Here is a 21107-nt window from a genome sequence, read left to right on the forward strand (position 1 = left end):
AGATCAAGTCTCCGGGATCGCCGAGCTCAGTCGCTTCTTCAATAAGTACTCGCGCCACAGAATGATCAGGCCGGCGCCGACGACCAGCGGCGCCCCGATCCATACCGATAGCGACGGTACTTCGTCGAAGAATAAATAGCCCAGGATGATGGCCATCACCATGTTGCTGTAGTCGAGCGGCGCGATCGTGGACGCTTCCGCGTAACGATACGAGTAAGTCATCAGCAGCTGACCGAACACGCCGAACAGACCGGCCAGGACGATCAACAGCCATTGCGTCGAGGTCGGAATGACCCAACCGAACAGGGCGGTCAGGGCGGAACAGACGGTAAACGTCAGCGAGAAGTAAAACGTGATCGTGACGGCGTGCTCACCCACGCTCATCTTGCGCAGGAACGTCATCGCGATGGCCGAGAACAGCGCGGCGCTCAAGGCGATCAAGGCGCCGATTTGTTGATCCGATGAGCTGCCCGCGCCCAACGTGAGGTGCGGACCGATCATGATCATCACGCCGATGAAGCCGATGCCGAGCGCGGTCCAACGAAAGCGGTGAATGCGCTCGCCGAGAAACACCATGGCGAGCACGGTCAGGAACATGGGCGCGGTGAACGAGATCGCCGTGGCGTCGGCCAGGGGAATCATGGTGACGCCCACGAACAGGCAGAACATGCTGACCGTCCCGGACAACGAGCGCAGCGCATGCGAGCGCCAGTTGCTGGTCTTGAGTAGCTGCGGCTGGCCGGTCTGCCAGGCGATCAACGCCATGACCAGCATGGAAATCAGGCCGCGAACGAAAATGGTCTGCCCGGTGGGCACGTCGTGGCCGAGCATCTTCACGCACAAGGTCATGCCGGCGAACAGCACGACCGAGGCGAGTTTGAAAGCGATGCCGAGGATCGGGCGGTGGGAAGAGGAGGCTGAGGGACTCAAGCGACGCAGATAACGTTAGAGGGGCGGCACGTCATACCCTTTGCCCGCCGGCGTGTCAAAGCGATTGACGAGCCGGACGTATTCGGGCGGGTACAGCTGCGACACTTCGAACTGCCCGGTGGTGCGCTCGGCCACCGCGTCGATGGTCTGCCGGAGGATCATCGCGTGGCCGACCATGTTCCATTTGCCGTCGATCTCCTCGACCAGGAACACGCGCGTCGGCTTGAGGTTGTACAGCCGCCGGCCGGCGATCGAAAAGTCATAGACGCCGCCGACGCGCAGGTTCTCCGGGAATCCGGCGCCCCGCTTGAGTTTCAACGTGTCATTCAGCTCGACGACATGGCCCATCGGCAGTTCCATCGTTTTGAGTGCGTGGGCCGGCATGCTACTGGCGTTGACATAAGTCTTCCAACCGGAAGACCCACCTCTGACCTTTTCAGAAGAAGAGGCGTCGGTGGCGGGCGCCGTCCGAAGTGACCTCCCTCCTTCCGGCACCGTGCACCCCCTTGCCCGCGCTATCGCGCGTGCCGCCGGGTCCCGTCCCTGGGCGCACTTTGCCGAAAAGGTCCCTCTTTCTCGACAATGCCGGAAGAAGGGAGGTCACCTCGAACGTCGCCTTCAACGTGCGTGGAATATTCCGGCCAGCTCGCCGCAGCGAGCTTCTGGACTGGCGCTTGCTCGCCGCAGGCGAGCACAAACATCAAAAACCACTTCCCCCTCCCGTGCACGGGAGGGGGTTTGGGGTCTTCTGGCCTCAGCGGAGCACGCAGGCACAAATTGCACGGTGGCGCGGCCGGGTTTAGTCTGCCGGCACGCAATCCCGAATGGATTCCAATGAGTCATCTTTCCAAGGCGGAAGCCCAGCTGCGCGCCGATCAGATTCGCGTGTTTCGGGAGGAACTCGAGAGGCTGGAAGCGGCCGGCGTCCTCGCGCTTTCGAGCGAGCAGCAGGCGGCGGTCGCCGGGCATCACGATGGCCTGCTGGCCGGCTTTGCGCAGGCGTTCGACATCGATCGCGATCGTCAGGCCAAGCAGCTCTCTCTCGGTATGCGCATCGCTTCGTTTCTCGGCGCGTTGGCTTTGGCGGCCAGTGTGTTCTTTTTGTTCAACCAGTATTGGGGCCTGATTCCCGCCCCGCTGCAGGTCACTCTGTTGATCGTTGCGTCGCTGGGCTCGTTGCTGGCGACGTTCTGGGTCGGCCAGCGCGACAACAGCGGCTACTTCGCGAAGCTGGTGGCGATGGTGGCCTTCGCGTGCTTCGTGCTGAATGTGTCGCTGCTCGGCGGGATGTTCAACATCACGCCTTCGGACAAGGCGTTCGTGGTCTGGGCGGCGCTAGCTTTCCTGCTCGCATATACGTTCGACCTGCGACTGCTGCTCGCGGCCGGCATCCTATGTATCACCGCGTTCATCGCGGCTCGCACGGGGACGTGGAGCGGGATGTATTGGCTAGAGTTCGGCGAGCGCCCTGAAAACTTCTTCCCAGCGGGCATGCTACTGCTCCTGGTTCCAGTGTTCATCGCTCACGAGCGGTTCACCGGCTTCGCGAGCATCTATCGCGTGTTCGGCTTGCTCACGCTGCTGCTGCCCATCCTCGTGCTCGCCAATTGGGGGCGCGGCAGTTACCTGCCGTTCTCGGCGACAGCCATCGAGCATGTGTATCAGATCCTCGGCTTCGTGGTCAGTGGCGCGGCCATCTGGCTCGGGGCGCGCCATGATCGCGCCGAAGCGGTTAACACCGGCACTACGTTCTTTGTCATTTTCCTGTACACCAAGTTTTACGACTGGTGGTGGGAGCTCATGCCCAAGTTCGTGTTCTTCCTGATCATCGCGCTCACGGCCATTCTGTTCATTCTGGTCATGAAGCGGCTGCGGACCGCCACGCAGGTCGCCGGAGGTGCCCAGTGAAGTTTCAATGGTCGCGCACACGGGCGTTGCTCGTTGGAGTGGCGCTGATCGTTGTTACGAACGCCGTCGTGCTCGCCGGCGTGGCCTACAACAGGAGCGGCGAGCCCGAGGCCGTGCTCCAGCTCTCCGAGCGCGAGTTGGGGCTCCGGAACTGGAGTTGGCCGGCGAACGAGAACAGCAGTATCGATCTTCATCTCAGCTGGCGCGTCGCCTCGGACGAATCCTGGTATCGAGGACTGCACTGGTTACAACCGGCGCAGTTGCAGGAGCTTGGCTTCGAAATTTCGGGCAATCTGAAAAACGACGAGGAAGCGCAGCGTCTGTCCAGACAACCGTCCAGGAGTGCGTGGCTGGTGCTGGAACACGACGGTCCCACCTACCAGGCGTCCCTCGATCGGGCTCGCAAGGCGGTGACGAAGGCGGAGAGGTGCGCACAGATCAATCCCGGCAATCAAGAGTGCGAGAAAGAGCTGAGCGCCGCACGGGAGCGGCTGGATGACGAAGAGCGAACGAACTCGCGCTTGTTCGTTGTCGATGCCGGCCTCGACGAAGATGCGCTTCGGGCGCGATATCCGGATCGGCAGCACTACGTGCTGGCTCGCGGCCGGCTCAACGTCTATGTCCAGGGAACGCCGGAGCGGCTGATTGCGGCGGTCGATGAAATCGACGTAAACGCGATCCGCGTGCCGTATGAGTATCGCGAAATCGTCGAGCCCTTCCTGGAGCCCGAGGGTTACTACCAGAAGAGAGAGCCGCGCTTCGCCGCGACGGTCAACTTCGGCCGACGCTTCGAGCCTTGGATTGTCGACCTGAAGCTGTTGAACTAGCGGCCTTCGGATTCGATAGAGCAGCCCATGAGCCTTTCACCGTTTCATCTCGCCATTCCAGTGCACGACCTGCCGGCCGCCCGACGTTTTTACGGCGAGGTGTTCGGCCTGGCCGAAGGCCGGTCCAGCACCCAATGGGTGGATTTCGATTTCTTCGGGCATCAACTGGTCATCCACGAGCATCCCAGGACCGCCTCGCAGGAACAGGCGCATACCAATCCAGTCGACGGGCATGACGTGCCGGTACCGCACTTCGGTGTGGTGCTCGAGTGGGCGCAATGGGAAGCGCTGGCCGAGCGGCTCAGATCGTTCGGCGTGAAGTTCGTCATCGAGCCGCACATTCGGTTCAAGGGCCAGGTCGGCGAGCAGGCCACCATGTTCCTGTTCGACCCCTGCGGTAACGCCCTGGAGTTCAAGGCCTTCAAAGACATCGGTCAGCTCTTCGCCAAGTGACCATGAGCGCCGGCCGGGACGCCATGCTGGTGAAGTTCACGCCGCCGGCTTCGGAAGGCGTGTACCCGCGACGCCGGCTCATGAAAGAGCTCGACCGGCTGCGGCGTCGTGCCGCCATCTGGCTGGCGGCGCCTGGTGGATCGGGCAAGACCACGCTCGTGGCCTGCTATCTCGAGCAGCGCCGGCTGCGCAGCCTGTGGTACCAGGTGGATGCGGGCGACGCGGATCTACCGAGCTTTTTTCATCATCTTGCCCTGGCCGTTCGTCACGCCTCGCCGCGTCACCGCCGTCCGCTGCCGCAGCTCACGCCGGAATACCTCGCCGACGTCGAAACATTTGCACGCTCGTTCTTCCGCGAGGTCGGCCGACGTTTGGCCTCCGCCACCGCCATCGTCTTCGACGACGTTCAAGACGCCGGCGCCGCCGAGCCGTTCCATCAGGTATTGCGGATCTGCCTGGAAGAACTGTCCGGTCTCGTGCCGCTGATTTTCATCAGTCGCAGCGATCCGCCCAATAGCCTCGCGCGCATGCGGTTGAATGGGCGTCTGGCATGCCTGGATTGGGATGCACTCAAGCTGCGAGAGGAAGAATCCCGCGCGTTGGTGCGATTGATGACGCGCGAGACCGCGCTTCGTAGCGTCGCTAACGTCGCCCGCTTGCATCGTCAGTGCGACGGCTGGGTGGCCGGCTTGATTCTGTTGCTCGGCGGCGCGCGGACCGACCAGAGCAGCAACGACGGTAAGCTCGATTGGTCGAGCGCGCAGCCGCTGTTCGATTATTTCGCATCCGAGATCCTGGCGCGTCGTCCGCCGGCGGTCCGGGAATTTCTGCTGCTGACCGCTTTGTTTCCTGCATTCACGGAGCAGATGGCCGAACGTCTGACCGGACAGCCACTGGCTCGCGAGCTTCTCGAAGACCTGATCAGCCAGCATCACTTCACCGAGCGCCACAGTCAGCCCCAGTCCACCTATCAATATCATCCGTTGTTTCGCGAGTTTCTGCGGGAGCAGGGCGCACGGAGCTGGACTCACGTCGAGCGGGCCAGGCATTCGAGTGCAGCGGCGGCGATTCTCGAAGACATCGGCCAGCTGGATCATGCGCAGTGGCTGTACCTGGAAGCCGGAGACATCGATGCTGTCGTACGGTTGATTCTGAAACAAGCGCCTGCTCTCGCCGCCACCGGTCGTCTAGGCGCATTGGAAAGTGCCATCGCGCAGCTGCCAGACTCGCGGCTCGCGAAGGAGCCGTGGCTGCAGTATTGGAAAGGCGTCTGTCTGCTCATTCGCGACCTGATGGCAGCGCGCGTTTGTTTCGAATCGGCTTTCCGCACGTTTCGTAAAGGCGAAGATGCGCAGGGCAGCTATCTTGCGTGGGCCGGCGTTGTCGACTCCTTTGTATTTCTTTGGGGCGAGTTCGCGCAGCTGCGACGATGGATCGTGGAGTTCGACGCGCTCAGACGTGACTTCCCGAAGTTCCCATCGCGCGCCGTCGAAGAGCGCGCGACTTACGCCATCTTCACCGCGCATGTGTTCGCCGCTCCGGAATGGGATGCGATCGGTAAGTGGGTGGCGCGGGCTGAGCGTTTGGCTCGGCAGGGCGAGGATCCCAGTCTGCGCATCATGACGCTGGCATCGCTCGCTCTTTACTATCCCTGGGTCGGAGAGTTGGCGAGATTCGAGACGCTGATGGAGGCGGCACGAAGTCTCGCCCGCAGCGATACGGCCTCGCCATTTGCGCGGCTGAATATTCTGAGCATGCAGTCGCGCAGCGCGCTGTTGTACGGTGAAGCAGCCAGTGCACGGGCGGTCGCGGAGGAGGCGGCTGCATTTGCCGCGTCGAGCGGCGTACACGTGCTGGATCGGGCGATCTGCGCCGGATTGGTTTACGCCTGCGCTCACTCAGCGGATCTCGACGCTGCTCGCGTCGCCCTCGAGCGATATCGCGGCTTGATAGCGCCAGGCATGCACTTGGAAGAAGCGCTCTGGTCCTATCTAGCGAGCTTTGTCGAATTGCTCAGCGGAAGATTGCAAGAAGCCGAAGCGCGCGGTCGGCACGCCGTGCGACTGGCTCAAGAATGCAAGGTGCCGTTCGCGATCGTCGTGTGCAGCTTGAGTCTGGTGCGAGTGCTGGCGCAAGCCGGGCGTGACGACGAGGCGCAGACACTGCTCGATGACATATTGCCGCTGGCACGGGCGATTCGCAGTCATCTGTTCGAGTGCGAATGTTCTTTGAGTTACGCATGGTCGGCATGGCGTAAACGAGATAACACGTCGTGCCTGAAGCATCTGCGCCGCGCGCTGTCGCTGGCGCAGAGGCACGGCTTCAAGTCGTTCGTCGCGGCGGATCCGCGCTGGCTGTCCGAGCTGTGCTCGATCGCGTTGGAGCACGACATTCAGGTCACGACCGTACGCGCGATCATTCGGGCCGGAGCATTGACGCCGCCGGCGAATCAGACGGCCCTGCAGGCGTGGCCTTGGCCAGTGAGGATCCAGACGCTGGGCGCGTTCGAGCTTCGCGTGCACGATGAGCCAGTCCGTTTCGGGGCGAAGACGCAGAAGAAACCGCTGGAACTGTTGCGCGCTCTGGTTGCACTCGGCGGTCGGGGCGTGCCTGAAGAACAACTCACCGAGTTGCTCTGGCCCGAGAGCGATGGCGACGCGGCTCATCGAGTGTTCGACACGACGCTGCATCGACTTCGCAAACTGCTCGGGTCCGAGCAGGCGGTGCTCGTCGAAGGCGGGCGCATCACCCTCAATGCGCAGCAGGTGTGGGTGGATGGGTGGGCCTTCGAGCGTGAGTTCGCTCGAACCGGGGACGCAGCGGCGTCGTCGCTGCAAACAACACTCTGTCTATATACCGGTCCCTTCCTCGGCAGGGAGGCCGCGCCTTGGGTCGCGCCGATGCGAGAGCGGCTGCGCTCCATGTTTCTACGGGGCGTGGAGCAACTCGGGCGGATCCATGAAGGCAATGGCAAGTGGCAGGACGCGCTCGATTGCTACCGCCGCGGCATCGAAGCGGATCCGTTGGCGGAAGCGCTCTATGTCCGAGTCATGCTCTGTTACGAGCAGCTCGATCGACATGGCGAGGCCCTCGCGACCTTCGAGCGACTGCGCGGCGTGCTGAGCTCGCAGCTCGGTGTGAAGCCGTCCACACAATCTCGCGAGCTACACGAACGTCTGCGCCGTTCGGTCGATCTGTAAGTCATCGGTAAGCAGCGCGCTCTTAGTCTTCGCGCCCATTGCCCGACCGGCGATGGGAGTGTCTGTATGTCGTGGCCCCTGCGTTTGCGCCTCGTTCTACTGGGAGCCGTGTCGATCGGCTTGTCCGCCTGCGGAGGCGGCGGTGGCGGCTCCAGAACGAGTAACCCGCCTCCTGACCCACCGGTCAACCGTACCCACTGGGACACTCTCGTGTGGGATTCGAATAACTGGGCGTGACCTCTGGCTCGAAAGGAACATAACTCATGAAGCGCGCAACCGCTCTCGCATCACTCATTTCATGTCTGCTGGGATTGCAATCGGCGGCTGCCAGCGAAGTGATTGGCCTCGTCAACTTCACCGCGGGCACGCCCGCGCGAGCTGCCGAAGTCAACGGCAACTTCAACGCGGTGAAAACTGCGGTGGATGACAACCATGCACGTATCGGCACGTTGCAGAGTGGGGCCACGGCTCTCGAAGGTCGTGTCACCGAGCTCGAAAACACGGGCGGCGACGTCGTCGGACAGCTCATGTATGGCGACGGCAGTGCGGGCGATCTCGTCGTCTCGGGCGTCGTGGATTGGACGTCGGTCACCGCTCCCACCAATCTGAGCTTCAACAACTGCACCATCCAGAATGGCGCCACCTTGGTCGTGAGCGCCGGGACGACCTTGCGTTGTGCCGGCACGTTTACTAACAACGGCTCGATCCTGGTCCAGGTCGGCACGAGGGGAGGGCTGATCAACTTGATCGCGGCGGGGGTCACCACCCCCGCCATGCACTCGCCGCAGCCGGGCGATATGGTGCATGTACCCAGCATGCCTGCAGTCGATGCCGACGGTACGTTTACGGCAACCTTGCTCGGCGCCTCCGGCGCATTCGCGGCGGCCAAACCATACATCCTCGGCAATCTGTCAGGCTTGCGAATCGGAGGCGGCGCAGGCAGTGGCAACTCCAACGGAACCGGCGGATCGGGGGGCGGGCTGTTGCGAGTTCTGGTCAACGGCGCGCTGTCGAACAGCGGCATCATCGATGCGGATGCCGCGGGCGGCGCGGGCGGCGGCGGCGGTGGCATCGTGATCCTCGCTTCGCGAACTTCGATCGCCAATTCGGGTGAAATATCGGCGCGCGGCGGCGATGGATTTGCCTCGAACGGGACCGCCGGCGCCTGCGGGGGCGGTGGTGGCGGCATAGTCGTGCTCGCCGCGCCCTCAGTGGCAGATTCGGGAACCGTCGATGTCACGGGCGGCGCAGCTGGAGTGGTAGCTGGGCCGGTGAGCAGTACGTTCGCCCGTGTGGGCGGCGGAGGCGGCGGTGGTAGCGGTGGCGCAGGTGGGAACGGTGGCAATGTGAACGTGGCTACGCCAACCAGCGCCTCCGACGGGACCAACGGCTATGTGCTGACGTTGCAGCAGGATCCGCTGTTCATCGTCCACTGATATCGAAACTCATATGAAACATCTGCGTTTGGCTCTGCTGGCTGGCGTGATGCTGACACTCGGCGCGCACGCATCCGACGTTCCCGGGTCCAAGGACCATCCGATCGTGTCGCGCTATGCCGGATCGGAGATCCTGAAGTACGAAACGAAGGATTTCGACAGTTTCACCTTGCCCACCGGGCCGGTGCGCGATCGTCGCAGCGGCGCGTCCGCGTCGCAGCCGCTCGAAGGCCGGATCACGCGCATTCAGTATCGTGCGCCGGACGGGCGCAGCGCGCTCGAGGTGTTCCGAAACTACCAGCAGTCGCTGCAGGGCGGCGGGTTCACATCCGTGTATCAATGCGAGAACCAGGCGTGCGGCAATGATTTCAGCTACGCGCTCAATCCGCCGAGCATCATGCACTTCAGCGGCAAGGATCAGAAATATCTCGGAGCACGATTGTCACGCCCGTCGGGGGACGTGTACGTGTCCGTCTATACGACGGCAGCTTATGGCGTCGGTGGCGCGAACAAGAATCGCGTGTTCACACTGCTCGATGTGATCGAAGTCAAACCCATGCAGACCGGACAGGTCGTGGTGGACGCGGGCGCCATGGCTCGCGAGATCGAGGCGACCGGGCGCGTCGCGCTGTACGGCATCTATTTCGATTCGGGCAAGGCCGATGTGAAACCCGAATCGCAGGCCGCTCTGGTCGAGATCGCAAAGCTGATGAAGCAGGACGCGGCATTGAAAGTGCTCGTCGTCGGCCACACGGATACGGCGGGCGCCTTCGATTACAACATCGATTTGTCACGTCGACGCGCGCAGTCGGTCGTGCAGGCGCTCGTATCGGCGCATGGCGTAGATACATCGCGCCTCAAACCATGGGGCGTCGGTTATGCCTCGCCGGTCGCTTCAAACACCGCTGAGGACGGGCGCGCCAAGAACCGGCGCGTGGAGCTCGTGGCTTGGTAGGAATGAGGCGCGCTCGTGCTAACGTAGCGCAATGACGGATAGCCACCGCCGCCCCCCTGAAAATTTGCTCTGGTTTGGAAAAATGGCCGCGCTCCTATGCGCCGCCTGTCTCGCTGCTTGTTCAGCTCCGCAAGTGCGTGAGCCGCCCATCGATCCCGATGTAGCGCGGGCGGAGATTGCAAAGCGCATTCCGGCGGCGACCAAGAATCGGGAGGGCTGGGCCATCGACATCTTCGCCGCGTTCGAGGCGCTGTCGATTCGGCCGACGCCGGAGAACATTTGCGCGGTCCTCGCCGTGACCGAGCAGGAGTCCACGTACCAGGTCAACCCTACGGTGCCGGGGCTGCCGGCCATCGCTCGCCGCGAGATCGATGCCAGAGCATCCCGATACAAGATCCCTCAGTTCATGGTGAACACGGCGCTGGGCGTGGAATCGCCGAATGGGAAGACCTATCGCGAGCGGCTGGAGAAGGTTAAGACCGAGCAGGAGTTGAATGACCTGTTCGCCGACTTCATCGGCATGGTGCCGCTCGGCGAACGCTTGTTCGGCAGCTTCAATCCCGTCCGCACCGGCGGCCCCATGCAGGTGAGCATCGCTTATGCCGAAGAGCATGCTCGCGACAAACGGTATCCGTACCCGATGCCTGGCAGCGTGCGCGACGAAGTGTTCACCCGGCGCGGCGGCATGTACTTCGGTATCGCGCACCTGCTCGACTATCCGGTGGACTATCCCGACATGCTGTTCCGTTTCGCCGACTTCAACGCGGGCCATTACGCCAGTCGCAATGCCGCCTTTCAGAGCGCCGTGAGCAAGCTGACGAAAACTTCGTTGGCGCTGGATGGCGATCTGATCATTCACGGCTCGGATCAAGCGAGCAAGACGGAGCTCGCCGTGCGCAGCCTCGGTAGCGAGCTCGATCTGAGCGAGCGCGAGATCCGGCGGGATCTGAGCTTGGGTCGCGAGGAGGCGTTCGGACAGAGCGCGGTTTTCGAACGTGTTTTCGCCCTCGCCGACAAACGACTCAAGCGCCCTGTGCCGCTCGCGGTGGTGCCCAACATCAGGCTGGAAAGTCCGAAGATCACGCGCAAGCTCACCACCGAATGGTTCGCCAAGCGCGTCGACCAGCGCTACGACCGATGCTTGGCCCGGCAACAGAAATGAGCCTATAGTGTCGCAAACGATGTGTTGGGGAGCATCCCATGTTGTTCGAAACCGTGGCCACTGGGGGCTGTCGCTCGTATCTCATCGGCTGCAACGAAACCTGCGCCGCGGCATTGATCGATCCGGAGCTCAGTCAGGTCGATCGTTATCTCGCACTGGCCGCGCGTGACGGGCTCCGTATCAAATATCTGGTCGATACCCACACCCATGCCGATCATTTCTCGGCCACGCAGCAGCTGGCGCGACAACTCAACGTGCCGGTGGTGATGCACGGATCGAGTCCTGCTCCCTTCGTGGACTTGCGTCTGCAAAGCGGCGAGCTGCTGGTGATCGGCAAGCTGCGGCTGCAGGCGATGCATACACCCGGACACACCCGCGATTCGATGTGCCTGACGGTGGAAGATCGCGTGTTCACAGGAGACACCCTGCTCATCGGCGCCACCGGACGAACCGATTTGCCCAGCGGCGATGCGAGCGCGCTCTACGACAGCCTGTTCGACGGCGTGTTGAAGCTCGACCCGGCGACCAAAGTGTTTCCGGCGCACGAGTACAAAGGCCGGGACCACACCACCATCGGCCGTGAGCTCGCGGAGAATCCTCGTTTGCAGCAACGTGACCGCGGCGCGTTCATCGAGATGATGCAGAACCTCAATCTCACGATGCCCACGCACATCACCGAGGCTCTGCGCACCAACATGACCGGCGGCAAGACGGTCGCACAGATGCTTGCCGAAGCGGCGGCCATCGTGCCCTTCATGTCGCTCGCCGAGCTGAATGCCTGCGTCGAGTCGGAGCGCTGCGATCTCATCGTGCTCGACGTGCGCGAGCGCGAAGCCTTCATGGGAGGTCACATACGAGGCGCAATGCATTTGCCTCGCGGCCAACTGGAACTGCGCGTCAACCAGGAGCTGACCGATCCCACGCGGCGCATCCTCGTGTACTGCGAGTTCGGCCGAGTATCGACGCTCGCAACCGCCACGCTGCGACAGATGGGCTTCAAAGGCGCGGTCGCTCTCGACGGCGGCATGAAGGCGTGGCGCGAAGCGGGGTATCCTCTGATCGCGGAATGATCGCGGGATAACGGCGCCGGGTGCTACCCTACGCCGCCATGAAGACGACCCTCGTTATTTGCGCGGCCCTGTTCGGCACAACCCTGTCTGGCATCGCTTCGGCGGAGAGCGTCGATCCGAAGCGTCTTTCCGAGATTGTTCGCGTCCTCGCGTCGGATGAGTTCGAGGGGCGCAGTCCTGGGACGGCGGGCGAGACCAAGACCATCGACTATCTCGTAAGGAAGTTCCAGGGGTTGGGCTTGGAACCAGGCGGCGAGCATGGCGGCTGGACTCAGGATGTGCCGCTGCTGCGAACTCAGCTCCAACAGCCGCGCACGTTGCAACTGACGATTAATGGAAAAGCGCGCCCGTTGACGCAGACCAAGGACGTGTACGTCAGCACCATCCGAAACTCGCGGACCGCGACGATCGAGAACGCGCCGCTGGTGTTCGTCGGTTACGGCGTGACTGCGCCCGAGCGTCAATGGGACGACTACAAAGGCGTCGATCTCAAAGGCAAGATCGCGGTGTCCCTGGTCAACGATCCGGATTTTTCAGCGACGGCGGGCGAGCCTGTCGCGGGGAAATTCGGCGACCGGCGCATGACGTATTACGGACGCTGGGCCTACAAGTACGAGGAAGCGACGAGGCGTGGCGCAATCGCCGCGCTGATCGTTCACGACACCGAAGGCGCAGGTTACGGTTGGTCGACGGTTGTTGCGCCGGGCGGTGGAAACTCCGCGTTGGTGGAAGACGCCGAAGCGCCGTCCGCGTTGAGGCTGCAAGGTTGGTTGGAAGGCCAGGCGGCCGCCGAACTGTTTCGTAGCGCCGGTCTGGATCTCGCGGCTCTGCGGACTCAAGCGCGTCGCGCCGATTTCAAGCCAGTGCAGCTGAAAGGTGTAACGCTGACCGCGGACGTGCCGGTTACCACCGAGAAAACGGTGAGCCGCAACGTGCTGGCGAAGATCACGGGCAGCGAGCATCCGGACGAGACGATCATGATGGCGGCGCACTGGGACGCGTTTGGCATGGGCCCGCCGGATGCGCAAGGCCGCAAGGTGCGACCCGGCGCGAACGACGATGCCTTGGGCCTGGCTGGCGTGATCGAGCTCGCTCGCGTGCTCAAGAGTGAGCCTCGCCCGAAGCGCACGTTTGTTTTCGGCGCGTGGACCGCGGAAGAGCGCGGCCTCGTCGGCTCGCAAGCGTATGCAGCGCGACCGCTGTATCCGTTGTCGAAGATGGTGGCGAACCTGACGCTGGATATTCTGCAGACGGCCGGCCCGGCGCGCGACGTATTGCTGGTCGGAGCAGGGCAGAGCAACCTGGAAGACGATCTGGCGCGAGCCGCCAAGGCTCAAGATAGAACCATCACTCCCGAGACGCTGCCAGAGCGAGGTTTGTTTTATCGCGCCGATCATTTCCCCTTGGCGCGCAAGGGTGTGCCGGTGCTGTTGCTGATGGCGATCAGTGGCGCGCCGGATATTCGCGAAGGCGGCCGCGCCGCGGGCGAGAAGTGGTTGGCCGACTACATGAAGTGCTATCACCAGACCTGCGATGCCTGGGATCCGAAATGGGATCTGCGCGGCGCGGCTCAGGACGTCGAGCTGTTTCACACCATCGCGCACGATCTGGGCAACTCGCGACGCTGGCCGCAATGGCGACCCGATTCCGAGTTCAACTCGATTCGCGAACAGTCCAAGGCCGAGCGGTCGACAAATCATTAGAAGCGGTAGCCGAATCCGACGAACACCTCCTCCTGCAGGGTTCGCTCGCCTTCGCCTTCGGTGAGGTCGAATTCGAACCAGCGCATGCCGCCGAAGACCAGCACTCGCGATTGCAGGCCGAGCTCGACGCGAGCCATCAGGTCGGTGAGGTTGTCCGCCGAGCCGAACGTGAGAATGTCCGGCGCGTAGTAGGCGTGGCCGGCGATGCCGAGGCCGAGGTTGGAAAGGACCACCCAGCGCGCCGCTGCACCGACGCCGATCGACAGGATATCTTCGTTCTCATCATTCAGCAGCGCTGCGTAGACCTGCGGCCCGACGTGCAGCGACACAGGGCCGAGCGGCAGGCCCGTGGGGAACCCGACGCCGGCGCTGAACACCGTGTCGCGCTCCTCGCTCAGGAAAAATGCCCCGGAGAGAATGCTGTCGTCCATGCCGAACAGGTCGCCGTCGTTCTGATAGCGCAGCTGCAGCGTGTCATTGCTCAGGGCCAGCTCGCCGATGGAATCGTATTCTTCGTTGTTCTGCGCTTGCGAAATTCTCGGGAACAAGGCGAGTGCGCAGCCGGTGAGCACGAGCGCCGTTAGTAATCTAATCATTGGAGGCTCCCCGATGTGACGTGCGGGCACACGCACTAGGGCAACCGGCCTCGAATAGAAATGTTCCGTTTGCCCAGCGGGCCGCGGGCGCGTTGTTATCAATTCAAGGGGCGCTGTAGTGAAGATGATTAATGAGGCGTGGCGGCCGGCCCCGGGAACTGACTACACTCTTAAGGGTTAGAAGCATGTGTCAATCAAGGGAGTCGAAACATGGCGCAATCGCAGGACAGCTCCATCGTAGTGAGCGCCCTCTGGATGATAGTTATCAGCCTGCTGCTGTTCTTTTTGCCCGCGGTCAACGGCCTGATCGGCGGCGCGGTCGGTGGCTATAAGGCCGGTTCTGCGGGCCGGGGAGTGAGCGCGGCCATCCTGCCATCGGTGATCGTGGGCTTGTCGCTGTGGGGACTGCTGGCTTCGTTCGACCGCCCGGTGCTCGGCTTTTTCGGTGGGCTGGCGGTCGGCCTGTGGGCACTGATCTCCAGCGTCAGTCTGTTGATCGGCGCGGCCATCGGCGGAGTCATGGCGCCAGACCGGGGCGGCTAGACCCGCTCATTGCCACAACGCCAATAACGGCTGCCATTTCGCCAAGAAACCCCCGCGCGCCGCTCAAACTGCCGCCTTCAGAATGACATTGCCCGCTTCTACGATGTCTGCACCAGGCGCGCTCGCGCCCAAGTCGAATATCGAGGACGGGACCATGGTCGACTACGTCGGCATTGCCGATATCCAGCACCTAATCGAGCAGATCGGCGCGGGCGAATTCATGGAGCGGCTGGCTTCGCACATCGAAGCGGATTACCGGCGCTGGAGCGCGTTCGAGAAATCGGCGCGGCTCGCCAGCCACTCGGCGGTCGGCGTGATCGAGCTGATGCCCATCAGCGATGGCGGGCTGTATTCGTTCAAGTACGTCAACGGTCACCCCAAGAACACCAGCCAGGGTCTGCTGACCGTCACGGCATTCGGCGTGCTGGCGGACGTGTCGACGGGATATCCTTTGCTGCTCTCGGAGCTGACCGTCACGACGGCGCTTCGCACCGCTGCCATGTCGGCGTTGGCCGCGAAAAGGATGGCGCGTCCTGACAGCCGCTCCATGGCGTTGATCGGCAACGGCGCGCAAAGCGAGTTTCAGGCCATCGCGTTCCATCGCATGTTGGGCATTCGCGAGCTGCGTTTGTTTGACGTCGACGCGCAGGCGACTGCCAAACTGGCACAGAACCTTCGCGCCATGCCGGAGTTGCGGGGAATTTCGTTGGTGCGTGCTGACTCCGCAGCGGATGCCGCGCGTGGCGCGGACATCATCACCACCGTGACGGCCGACAAGCGCAACGCCGTCATCGTGACTCCTGAAATGATCGAACCCGGCATGCACTTGAACGCCGTCGGCGGCGATTGCCCGGGCAAGACCGAGCTGCACGTCGACATTCTCAAGCGACAGGATGTTCGCATCGTCGTCGAGTACGAGCCGCAGTCGCGCATCGAAGGCGAGATCCAGCAGCTGTCGAGCGACTCGCCGGTCATCGAGTTCGCCGATGTGGTGAACGGCGTGCATCAGGGCCGTGGCTCTGCGGCGGAGGTCACGCTGTTCGATTCGGTGGGCTTCGCGCTGGAAGACTACTCGGCGCTGCGTTTCCTGCACGAGCTGATCGGCGAACGGCCCGAGCTGCGTCGGCAGATCGATCTGGTGCCCGATCTCGACGATCCCAAGGATTTGTTCGGGGGCACGCTGGGCTCGGGCAAGCGGCGGGCGCGCATGCGACGCGCCGCTTGAGGCTACGTCAATCTGAACGTTTGCAAATGGATGCTGGTCTCGGTGTTGCCGATGCCTTTGATCTTGCGGATGCGCTCCAGCACTTCGGAGAGCTCGGCGATCGAGGCGGCATGCACTTCGGCCAGCAGATCCCAGCGGCCGTTGGTGTCGTGAAGTGAGCGCACCGACGGCTCACCGAGCAGGCGCTTGACCACGTCGCGCGTTTTGTCGCCTTCCACCGCGATGCTCATCCAGGCCCGGATCCCGCTCGGTTCGGTGTCGGAGCGGACCTGCGCCGTATAGCCGAGGATCACCCCGCTCGCCTCCAGACGGGCGATGCGATTCGCGATGGTGCCGCGAGAAACTCCCAGCTTTTTGGCCAGCGTCGCGGTGGCCGTCCGGGCGTCGGCGCGCAGCAGGGCGAGCAACTGGTGATCGAGATCGTCCAGCGCCACGCGTTTTTCATTGATGGGTTTCGATTCGCTCTGCATGGAAATAGCGGCTGCCAGCGCGTCAGAGCGCAATGGTAGCAAATGCCAGGACGAGCGACGGTCGGCCGCTAGCTTTCGAGCGATTGCGCGATCCGTTCGTACAGCTGCGCCCGCGTGAAGGGCTTGGAGAGCAGCGGGATTTCCATGACCGAGGTCGACGTGGTGGGCGCGGGCATCTGCGCGTAGCCGCTCGTGAACAGCAGGCGGACCTTGGGATACCGGCGCTGCACCGTGGCCGCGAGCTCGCGGCCGTTCAAGCCAGGCAGTCCGATATCGGTGAACAACAGGTCGAGGTTGCGATTGCGGTCGAGAATCTTCAACGCCTCGGAGGCGTCGACGGCTTCCATCACGTTGAAGCCGAAATCGCGCAACGTATCGCAGGTAAAGCTTCGGACCGCGTCGTTGTCCTCGACCACCAGAATGGTCTCTTTGCGCGCCTGGCTCACGTCGACCGCGGCGCCTTTTTGCGAGGTCCGCTCGTCGCCGTCTTCGACCTGCGGCAGATACATCTTGATCGTGGTGCCGTGACCCGGACGACTGTAGATCTTGATGTGGCCGCCGGATTGTTTGACGAAGCCGAACACCTGGCTCAAGCCCAGGCCCGTGCCCTGGCCGATCGGTTTCGTCGTAAAAAATGGATCGAAGGCGCGCTCCAGCACTTCCTGCGTCATGCCCATGCCCGTGTCCGTCACGCAGATCACGGCATAGTTGCCGGGGTTCATATCCGGCACCAGCTTCACATCGCCGGGGCTGAAGCTCGCCATCGCCGTTTCGACGGTCAGCGTGCCTCCGTTGGGCATCGCGTCCCGCGCGTTCACGACGAGATTCAGCAGCGCGCTTTCGAGCTGATTCGCGTCGACCTCGGTGACCCCCGCGGCGTCGTCTTCCACGCGTCGTATGCTGATGTTCTCCGGCAGCGTCCTGCGAATCATGTCGGTCCAGCTCGCCAGCAGCCGATTGAGCTCGACCGGTTTGGGTTTGAGCGGCTGGCGGCGTGCGAAGGCGAGCAACTGCTGCGTGAGTCCGGCAGCGCGTTCAGCCGCTCGCAACGCCTGATCGACTGAGCGACGCCAGCGCGCCTGCTCGGGGGGCAACTGCTGCGCCAAGGTATCCAGATTGCCGAGAATGACCGTGAGCAGATTGTTGAAGTCGTGCGCGACGCCGCCGGTGAGCTGGCCGATGGCTTCCATCTTTTGCGATTGATGCAGCTGTTCCTGCATCAGCCGCCGCTCGGTCATGTCGCGAGTGATCTTGGCGAAACCGATCAGCTCGCCCTCGGGCGTGCGCAGGGCGTCGATCAGCACGCTGGCCCAGAACTTGGTGCCGTCTTTTCGGAGGCGCCAGCCTTCGCCTTCAAATTTCCCGGTCTGCTCCGCGGCGGACAAAGCGCGGGCAGGCACGCCGTTGGCGCGGTCTTCGGGCGTATAAAAATCGGTGAAACTTCGCCCGACGATTTCGTCGGCCGTGTAGCCCTTGATGCGTTCCGCGCCCGGGTTCCACGACACGACGATGCCGCGCGGGTCGATCATGTAGATGGCGCAATCGCGGATGCCTTCGATCAGGCGCGCCAGATGAGTGCCGCTGTTCTGAAGACTGTTGGCGACGGTTCCCTTGTCGGGCCGCGATTCGGCGGTGGCTGTGTCCCCTTGTTTGGGTCCCATGGCGTCGTACTGTGAGTGTAATGCCACTGGACGGGCCAGTGGGCCAAGATCAAGTAACTCGCCTCGGAGCGATGAAGTTCCGGCAGGGCCGGTATTTTCTGCATGCCGGTGCGAGGGCCGACACATACAATACCGGCCTCGTTGCCAAAGACAAAAGGAGACGCCGTCGATGCTCATGCGAATTCTGCACGGATTGCTGTTGCTCTCGATATCGGGCCTGGCTCTGGCCGCAGAGGATCGGGTGTTCGACGTCCACGTCCACATCTGGGAGGGCGAGAAATCGGTGAAGGAATATCTGGGCCAGCTGCAATCGGCGGGGCAGGACGTGGCGGGTTTCGGCGGAATTCACATGGCGGTGCTCGGCAAGCTGGACCATACCCGCGCCAAGAACGACGATCTGGTCGCGCTTTCGAAGCGTTATCCCAAGCTGATGCCCATCGCCTCAGTGCATCCGTACGATGGCGAAGCCGCTTTCGCGGAGCTGGCGCGACTGGACGCGCTCGGCGTAAAGGCCATCAAGCTGCATCCTCACACTCAGAAATTCGACGCCGCCGACGAGCGCGTGCTCGCCCTGTGTAAACGCGCCGGCGAGCTCGGCTTCGTCGTGCTGATGGACAATGCAAACATTCTGCCGGGTGACAACCAGAAGCTGTTCAACCTCGCCCTGGCGACGCCGAAGACGCACTTCGTGTTCACGCATCTGGGCGCGCTCGAATTCCGTTTCTGGAACATCCTGCCGTTGGCGCGTACGGCCAAAGGGCTCATGGAGAACAACATCCATTTCGACATCGCGGGCACCGTGGTGTTGCTGGCGGATTCGCCATTGGAAGACGAATTCGTCTGGACCCTGCGCAATGTCGGCATCGACAACCTGCTGCTCGGCTCCGACTTTCCGCAGATGTCCTTGAAGCAGGGCGTGGACGCTTTGGAGCGCCTGCCGCTCACCGAAGAAGAAAAGCGCAAGATCCGCTGGGAGAACGCCAGCCGCCTGTTCTCCCTGGAGGACTTGAAGTCGCCGGCGAAGCCGACGGCCCCTCGCTAGTCGCGATATAGATAAGTCAGGATGGTGCTCTTGGCGGGATGAGCGTTCAGCCAGGTGCGCAGCGACTCGACTTTGGATGCATCCTCTGCGCCGAGCGTCTTGCGCAGAATCTCCTGGCGCGTACGCTCGCTCGCTTCCGTGCGCAGCTTGCGCTGCCAGGCGTCCGTGAACACGGAGGGCAGCTTGTCGCTGAGCTGCAGTTGTTCGAGCAATTCCCACTCACCGCCGTCCAGCCAGGCCTCATCGCAGATGGTGCACACGTCGAGGCGGTTGTTCACGCTACCGCTGAGACGATACTTGGTCATGATGCGATGACATTTCGGGCAGTGCAGGGCGCTCGCTGAATCCGCCGGCACTTCCGTCACCGTGGCCGGCGCGCTCGTCTCCTGTTCCGGCTTGTGCTTCTCGGCCCAATGCCGGTAGTACAACAGGCCGACCAGCGAGCCCTTGCACTGCTCGCAGCCCATGGCCGGCAGCAGCGCCTCGATCATGGTGGGCCGCAGGTCGGGGGTCTTGCAGGCTGGACACTTCATTCAGCTTTCTCCGCGGAAGCTCTCGTCGGTCGCGGACAATAACCAACGCACGCCTGGCTGTTAAGTGAGCGAGTCTACGTTTCGACCTAGGTGCGGGCCGAATCGCGCTCGCCCAGGAGCGTCCCGAGCTCCGCGCCCAGCCTCAGATCCTCGACCGGGCCAAAGTGCTGCGCGCGGCGGCGGCCTTGTCGGTCGATCAACACGGTCGTGGGCGTGCCTTGCATTCCGTAGCTCTGCATGGTCTTCGGCAAGGACGCCTGACCACCCGGTGTGTCCACGGCCACGGGGAAGAGAATGCGATGCTCGCGCAGGAAATCCGCGAGCGCCTCCGAGGTCTGGCTCGTGTGATTCTCGAAAACGCAATGAAGCCCGATGACAATTACGTCGTCACGGCTGAACGTTTCAAAGACACGACGAGCTTGCGGCAAGCTGTGCGAGACGCAGCCCTCGCACAACATCTGAAATGCTTCGATCACGATGACCTTGCCGCGCAAGTCGTTCAGCGTTAGCGCCTCGGGCGTGTTGAACCATTCAGTGGCGAGCAGGAGCGGGGCAGGGTCGAGTTTAGGCATGGGTTCTTTTCACGTGCAGTCGCGAAGCGGAACAAATAACACACTGGAGTGCAGAATGATCAAGCGCGGGATGATTGCAGCGGGAGTGGGAATGATGCTGAGCGCCGCACCGAGCATGGCGGCGAACGAGTCGACCGGATGGTATTTCGGTGCGACGGGCGGGCAGGCGCAGGCCGATCTGGACCGGGCCGAGTACGACGCAGGCATCGAAGGCGTGTTTGCCCAGATCGGTGCGCCGTTGACCTCCGGCAGTTCCGACCTGGAGGACACGGATGTTTCCTGGTCGTTGTTCGGCGGCTATCGCCTCTCGCCATTTTTTTCGCTCGAAGCGGGCTATATCGACTTGGGCGCGTCGGAATATCGCGCGTCGGGCACGGTGAATCCGCCCGGCCCGAGCCCTTCCACGACGGCCAGCTATAGCGCGGACGTCGAGGTGAGCGGCTTTACTGCCGCGGCCATCGGGATGCTTCCGTTGGGAGAGATGTTCCAGTTGCACGGGCAGGCCGGTGTGCTGTTCACCAACCTGGAGATTTCCCAAGCCATCTCCCTGACCGGATTCGGCGCGGACAGTGACAGACGCTCTTCGGATTCGCGTGATTTCTTTTTCGGCGTGGGTGGCGGCTTGAACATCGGCGAGCAGTGGACGTTGAATCTGGACTGGCAGCGCTTCAAGGACGTCGGCGACGAGGATGAGACCGGCGAGACCGACATCGACCGAATTTCGCTCGGCGTGATCTATCGCCTCTGAGACAGGCCAGGGAAGCCCGGCACAGCCGGGCTTCCTTCGCGCCGGATAGGTCGTTGAGGCGCAATTGAATGTT

20 protein-coding genes are annotated in these 21107 nt (G+C 62.8%); 13 read left to right on the top strand and 7 right to left on the bottom strand.

The features are described 5' to 3' along the window. Nucleotides 1–3 precede the first annotated feature (3 nt). Nucleotides 4–930, bottom strand: a complete 927-nt coding sequence (locus VGD45_RS23750) for a DMT family transporter (protein WP_331157852.1) — start codon at nucleotides 928–930, stop codon at nucleotides 4–6. Nucleotides 931–945: 15 nt separating this feature from the next. Then, the gene (locus tag VGD45_RS23755; protein WP_331157853.1) at nucleotides 946–1290 is read right to left on the bottom strand and encodes a hypothetical protein; all 345 of its coding nucleotides are present in this window, start codon (nucleotides 1288–1290) and stop codon (nucleotides 946–948) included. A 474-nt stretch (nucleotides 1291–1764) separates the two neighbouring features. Here VGD45_RS23755 and VGD45_RS23760 point away from each other — a divergent pair, with 474 nt between their 5' ends. The 9 genes from VGD45_RS23760 (at nucleotide 1765) to VGD45_RS23800 (ending at nucleotide 13644) form a co-directional block, all read left to right on the top strand. Further along, entirely contained in the window at nucleotides 1765–2838 is a 1074-nt protein-coding gene (locus VGD45_RS23760; RefSeq protein WP_331157854.1) for a DUF2157 domain-containing protein, read from the top strand. Continuing rightward, nucleotides 2835–3665, top strand: coding sequence for a DUF4824 family protein (locus VGD45_RS23765; RefSeq protein ID WP_331157855.1), 831 nt, complete (start codon nucleotides 2835–2837; stop codon nucleotides 3663–3665). The genes VGD45_RS23760 and VGD45_RS23765 overlap by 4 nt, the downstream gene beginning before the upstream one ends. Nucleotides 3666–3692: 27 nt before the next feature. Beyond that, nucleotides 3693–4118, top strand: a complete 426-nt coding sequence (locus VGD45_RS23770) for a VOC family protein (RefSeq protein WP_331157856.1) — start codon at nucleotides 3693–3695, stop codon at nucleotides 4116–4118. A gap of 2 nt (nucleotides 4119–4120) precedes the next feature. Continuing rightward, complete coding sequence (locus tag VGD45_RS23775) at nucleotides 4121–7318, top strand: BTAD domain-containing putative transcriptional regulator (RefSeq protein ID WP_331157857.1); 3198 nt, start codon at nucleotides 4121–4123, stop codon at nucleotides 7316–7318. Nucleotides 7319–7581: 263 nt separating this feature from the next. After that, the gene (locus tag VGD45_RS23780; RefSeq protein WP_331157858.1) at nucleotides 7582–8754 is read left to right on the top strand and encodes a hypothetical protein; all 1173 of its coding nucleotides are present in this window, start codon (nucleotides 7582–7584) and stop codon (nucleotides 8752–8754) included. A 13-nt stretch (nucleotides 8755–8767) separates the two neighbouring features. Continuing rightward, nucleotides 8768–9709 carry a DUF4892 domain-containing protein gene (locus VGD45_RS23785; protein WP_331157859.1) on the top strand — a complete coding sequence of 314 codons (942 nt, stop codon included), beginning with the start codon at nucleotides 8768–8770 and terminating at the stop codon, nucleotides 9707–9709. A gap of 82 nt (nucleotides 9710–9791) precedes the next feature. Next, the gene (locus VGD45_RS23790) at nucleotides 9792–10871 is read left to right on the top strand and encodes a DUF1615 domain-containing protein (protein WP_331157860.1); all 1080 of its coding nucleotides are present in this window, start codon (nucleotides 9792–9794) and stop codon (nucleotides 10869–10871) included. 38 nt (nucleotides 10872–10909) lie between these two features. After that, nucleotides 10910–11941 (top strand): MBL fold metallo-hydrolase, encoded by a 1032-nt coding sequence (locus VGD45_RS23795; protein ID WP_331157861.1) that lies wholly within the window; start codon nucleotides 10910–10912, stop codon nucleotides 11939–11941. A gap of 38 nt (nucleotides 11942–11979) precedes the next feature. Then, complete coding sequence (locus VGD45_RS23800) at nucleotides 11980–13644, top strand: M28 family metallopeptidase (RefSeq protein WP_331157862.1); 1665 nt, start codon at nucleotides 11980–11982, stop codon at nucleotides 13642–13644. On the opposite strand, the gene VGD45_RS23805 is transcribed toward VGD45_RS23800, so the two are convergent. Continuing rightward, nucleotides 13641–14240 (bottom strand): YfaZ family outer membrane protein, encoded by a 600-nt coding sequence (locus VGD45_RS23805; RefSeq protein ID WP_331157863.1) that lies wholly within the window; start codon nucleotides 14238–14240, stop codon nucleotides 13641–13643. The two genes, VGD45_RS23800 and VGD45_RS23805, sit on opposite strands and share 4 nt — an antisense overlap. A gap of 210 nt (nucleotides 14241–14450) precedes the next feature. On the opposite strand from VGD45_RS23805, the gene VGD45_RS23810 reads away from it, so the two are divergent. Further along, nucleotides 14451–14783 carry a hypothetical protein gene (locus VGD45_RS23810; protein ID WP_331157864.1) on the top strand — a complete coding sequence of 111 codons (333 nt, stop codon included), beginning with the start codon at nucleotides 14451–14453 and terminating at the stop codon, nucleotides 14781–14783. Between the two features lie 154 nt (nucleotides 14784–14937). After that, nucleotides 14938–16008 (top strand): ornithine cyclodeaminase, encoded by a 1071-nt coding sequence (locus VGD45_RS23815; RefSeq protein ID WP_349263348.1) that lies wholly within the window; start codon nucleotides 14938–14940, stop codon nucleotides 16006–16008. 2 nt (nucleotides 16009–16010) lie between these two features. Here VGD45_RS23815 and VGD45_RS23820 read toward each other — a convergent pair whose 3' ends face one another. Together VGD45_RS23820 and VGD45_RS23825 are read right to left on the bottom strand one after the other, a co-directional pair. Beyond that, nucleotides 16011–16436 carry an Lrp/AsnC family transcriptional regulator gene (locus tag VGD45_RS23820; protein WP_349263349.1) on the bottom strand — a complete coding sequence of 142 codons (426 nt, stop codon included), beginning with the start codon at nucleotides 16434–16436 and terminating at the stop codon, nucleotides 16011–16013. A 110-nt stretch (nucleotides 16437–16546) separates the two neighbouring features. Beyond that, entirely contained in the window at nucleotides 16547–18139 is a 1593-nt protein-coding gene (locus tag VGD45_RS23825) for a PAS domain S-box protein (RefSeq protein ID WP_331157867.1), read from the bottom strand. A gap of 169 nt (nucleotides 18140–18308) precedes the next feature. Between VGD45_RS23825 and VGD45_RS23830 the strand changes: the two genes are divergently transcribed. Then, nucleotides 18309–19181, top strand: a complete 873-nt coding sequence (locus tag VGD45_RS23830) for an amidohydrolase family protein (RefSeq protein ID WP_331157868.1) — start codon at nucleotides 18309–18311, stop codon at nucleotides 19179–19181. On the opposite strand, the gene VGD45_RS23835 is transcribed toward VGD45_RS23830, so the two are convergent. Beyond that, nucleotides 19178–19714, bottom strand: a complete 537-nt coding sequence (locus VGD45_RS23835) for a zf-TFIIB domain-containing protein (protein WP_331157869.1) — start codon at nucleotides 19712–19714, stop codon at nucleotides 19178–19180. The genes VGD45_RS23830 and VGD45_RS23835 overlap by 4 nt on opposite strands. Nucleotides 19715–19800: 86 nt before the next feature. Further along, nucleotides 19801–20286: a redoxin domain-containing protein gene (locus VGD45_RS23840; RefSeq protein WP_331157870.1), complete on the bottom strand. Its 486-nt coding sequence runs from the start codon at nucleotides 20284–20286 to the stop codon at nucleotides 19801–19803. A 55-nt stretch (nucleotides 20287–20341) separates the two neighbouring features. On the opposite strand from VGD45_RS23840, the gene VGD45_RS23845 reads away from it, so the two are divergent. Next, nucleotides 20342–21034 (top strand): outer membrane beta-barrel protein, encoded by a 693-nt coding sequence (locus VGD45_RS23845; RefSeq protein WP_331157871.1) that lies wholly within the window; start codon nucleotides 20342–20344, stop codon nucleotides 21032–21034. Nucleotides 21035–21107 lie beyond the last annotated feature (73 nt).

Source organism: Steroidobacter sp., from assembly GCF_036402275.1.
Taxonomy (GTDB): Bacteria; Pseudomonadota; Gammaproteobacteria; order Steroidobacterales; family Steroidobacteraceae; genus Steroidobacter.